Annotated in this window: 3 protein-coding genes; 2 read left to right on the top strand and 1 reads right to left on the bottom strand. The window is 59.4% G+C overall.

Annotation, left to right across the window (positions count from 1 at the left end; genetic code table 11):
• Window positions 1-468: 468 nt before the first annotated feature.
• Together galE and gmd are read left to right on the top strand one after the other, a co-directional pair.
• Window positions 469-1,473 carry a UDP-glucose 4-epimerase GalE gene (gene galE / locus CWO89_RS41965; RefSeq protein ID WP_130584092.1) on the top strand — a complete coding sequence of 335 codons (1,005 nt, stop codon included), beginning with the start codon at window positions 469-471 and terminating at the stop codon, window positions 1,471-1,473.
• Window positions 1,474-1,733: 260 nt separating this feature from the next.
• The gene (gene gmd / locus CWO89_RS41960) at window positions 1,734-2,825 is read left to right on the top strand and encodes a GDP-mannose 4,6-dehydratase (protein ID WP_130584091.1); all 1,092 of its coding nucleotides are present in this window, start codon (window positions 1,734-1,736) and stop codon (window positions 2,823-2,825) included.
• Between the two features lie 85 nt (window positions 2,826-2,910).
• On the opposite strand, the gene CWO89_RS41955 is transcribed toward gmd, so the two are convergent.
• A partial coding sequence (locus tag CWO89_RS41955) for a glycosyltransferase (protein ID WP_130584090.1) occupies window positions 2,911-3,495 on the bottom strand: 585 nt, incomplete at its 5' end.

The raw sequence follows: 3,495 nt of genomic DNA, 5'->3' as shown, positions 1-3,495 counted from the left end.
CGTTTGAGACGGTGGATAGCGTGCTGCGCACGCATCCGGAGGTCGGCGAGTACAATCAGAAGATTTGAGATGGCGGCGCCCGAAGAGCTGAGCGCTTCGCTCGCCGCAAACAACACTGTCATCACCCGCGAACGCGGGTGATCCAGTACGCGGCGGCCTCTCAATCGAAAACGAACGCCTCTGCAATACTGGATCGCCCGGTCAAGCCGGGCGATGACAGTGGAGTGACAACTTACGCGGCCGCTCCGATGCAATCGGCCATTACCTATCGGAGCGGCGCCGGCAACAGTCTTGGTCTGGCTAGGGTTAACAACAGCGTCAAATTCTCTCCGATCGACCTTGACAGGGCAGCTTCTATCCCGCTGTCTACCCCTCACATCGCACGTTTGCTTTCAACAGCTCTAGATTGTAGTGACTGTCTGCGCCGCGGACAGCTCCTTGAGAACCCAATCTAGCGGAGAAATGACGATGATCCTTGTGACCGGCGGGGCCGGCTATATCGGCTCGCATGCTTGTGTGGCCTTGCTGGCTGCGGGTGAAGATGTTGTCGTATTCGATAATTTCTCCAACAGCAGTCCGATTGCCCTGCAGCGCGTGCAGCAGATTTGCGGCAAATCGCTGATTGCCGTTGAAGGCGACATTCGCGACGAACGCGCGATCGAGCAGGTGTTGACGCAATACAACTGCACGGCGGTCATGCATTTTGCCGGGCTGAAATCCGTTCAGGACTCCGTTGCGGAGCCGCTCGAATATTACGATCAGAACGTCATCGGATCGCACCGGCTGCTGCGCGCGATGCGACGGTCGGGCGTCAAGACCATCGTGTTCAGTTCATCGGCCACCGTCTACGGCACCCCCAAATTTCTGCCTTATACCGAGGACCATCCCCTCAATCCCGTGAACCCCTATGGGCGGACCAAGCTCATCATCGAGGAAATGCTCCGCGACCAATATGTCAGCGACCCAAGCTGGGGGGTCGCCATATTGCGCTATTTCAATCCAGTCGGCGCACACGAGAGTGGACTGATCGGCGAGGATCCCCGCGGCGTCCCCAATAACCTAGTCCCCTTCGTGGCTCAGGTTGCAATCGGACGACGCGAGCGATTGAACATATGGGGCGCCGACTACGATACACCTGATGGAACAGGCGTTCGCGACTATATCCATGTCATGGACCTCGCGCTCGGACACCTGTCCGCACTGACGGCATTGGACAGTCCGAAATGCTTCTCGGTAAATCTCGGAACCGGTACCGGCAGCAGCGTGCTCGAAGTCGTTCGCGCGTTCGAAAAGGCGTGCGGCAGCCCCATACCCTATGACATCAAATCGCGTCGCCCGGGCGATATCGATGCCTACTACGCCGCCACCGAAACCGCATCCCGGCTGATGGGATGGACAGCGGCCAGATCGCTCGAGGCGATGTGCGCGGATCATTGGCGCTGGCAGAGCAACAACCCCAATGGATATTGCTGATCGTGACGACTGAAGGCGCCGCTGCGCACGGCGATATCCCGCCTCGCGCGCAGGCCATGATCAAGAATGGTTGCCGATTCTCATTGCGCGCAGCGCCGCCTTTTCAGGCAGAGCCCAGCACAACGTGGTGCCTTTTATCAAGGGACACGCTTCCCGATTAATCCTATTGGTCCATCGCACAACATGATCCGCCGGAAATGTCTATTCTGGCGGAATTATTGCGTTATGTAACGGCGCTGAAATCTCTGTTTGGGGGCTTTATGACGAAGAAGCGGGCTTTGATTACCGGCGTTACCGGTCAGGACGGCGCCTATCTGGCAGAACTGCTTTTGCAAAAGGGATATGAGGTCCACGGCATCAAGCGTCGGGCTTCGCTTTTCAACACCGATCGAATTGACCACATCTATCTCGATCCCCACGAGGCCAATCCGCCATTCCGTTTGCATTATGGCGACCTCACGGACTCTTCGAGTCTGGTTCGTATCGTCGGGCAAGTGCAGCCGGACGAGATCTATAATCTCGCGGCGCAGAGCCACGTGGCCGTTTCATTCGAGGAGCCGGAATACACCGCAAATTCCGACGCCCTGGGCACGCTGCGCCTGCTCGAAGCCATCCGCATTGTCGGCCTGGAGAACAAGACACGCTTCTACCAGGCCTCGACTTCCGAATTGTACGGACTTGTGCAGGAAATCCCGCAGAAGGAGACGACGCCTTTTTACCCCCGCTCGCCCTACGCCGTCGCCAAGCTCTATGCGTACTGGATCACGGTCAACTACCGTGAAGCGTATGGAATGTACGCCTGCAACGGCATCCTGTTCAATCACGAGTCCCCGGTCCGCGGCGAGACATTCGTGACGCGCAAGATCACGCGGGCGCTGGCGCGGATCCATCTCGGGCTGCAGGACCGCCTCTACCTCGGCAACATGGACGCGCTGCGCGACTGGGGGCATGCGCGCGACTATGTCGAGATGCAGTGGATGATGCTGCAGCAGGACAAGCCGGAAGACTTCGTGATCGCCACCGGCAAGCAGTATTCAGTGAGGGATTTCGTCAACTACGCCGCGGCCGAGATCGGAATCAAGGTCCGATGGGAAGGCAGCGGGGTTCGCGAGAAAGGCTATGACGACGCGACTGGCAAATGCATCGTTTCGGTCGACCCCCGCTATTTCCGGCCGTCGGAAGTCGCGACCCTGCTCGGCGACCCCTCCAAGGCAAAGCAGAAGCTCGGCTGGGAGCCGAAGACCTCGTTCGAGGTGCTGGTCAAGGAAATGATGCAGGAAGATCTTGAATCGGCCAAGCGGGACGAACTGATCAAGCAGCACGGCTTCCGCTACTACGCGCGGCACGAGTAGGGAAAGGGCCGCTGAACGGGGACCGCTTGCGGCGATTGATTGCTCGAGCGCATTGGTCATCCAACCGCTCGAGCGTCTGACCGCCTTATTTGCCCGTCACGCGCACCTGCTCCTTGACGGGAAGCAACAGCGCTTCCGGCTGGAGCCGTGTCCCACCGCTGCTCTGCGGCCTGGTGCTATCATCATCGATGGAGAGCATCTCCCTCAGCCACTGATGGATGATGCTTTCCCTGTCCCAACGTTCGAGCGCGCGCGTCCTGCCCTGCTTGCCCAGGACATTTCGAAGCGGTTCATCCTCGCCGAGCGTTCGGACAGCCTCGGCCAGCGCATTCGCATCGCCCGGCGGAACGACCAAACCGGCGCCTTCCACTTCATCGGCCAGCCCAGTGCCAGATCCCGCCATAGCGATCACCGGCCGACCGGACGAGAAGATGGCTCCGAGCTTGGAAGGCAACACCAGATCTGCCGCCTCTGCTCGCTGCGGGATCAGGTGAATATCCGCGCTCGCCATCAACGCGGCAAAACGATCGTTGGGCTGCACCCCGAGGAAATGGATGTTGCCGCGCCCCTGTGACATCTCCAGGAGCTTGGGCTTGTGAGGTCCCTCTCCGGCGAGAATGAAATGAACGTTGGGGTGACTTTCCTCGAGAACGGAGGCCGCCTCGACGAC

It is taken from the genome of Bradyrhizobium sp. Leo170 (assembly GCF_004296405.1).
In the GTDB taxonomy this organism is placed as follows: Bacteria; Pseudomonadota; Alphaproteobacteria; order Rhizobiales; family Xanthobacteraceae; genus Bradyrhizobium.
Note: the sequence above shows the minus strand (reverse complement) of the source record. Positions and strands in the feature narration are given on the sequence as shown.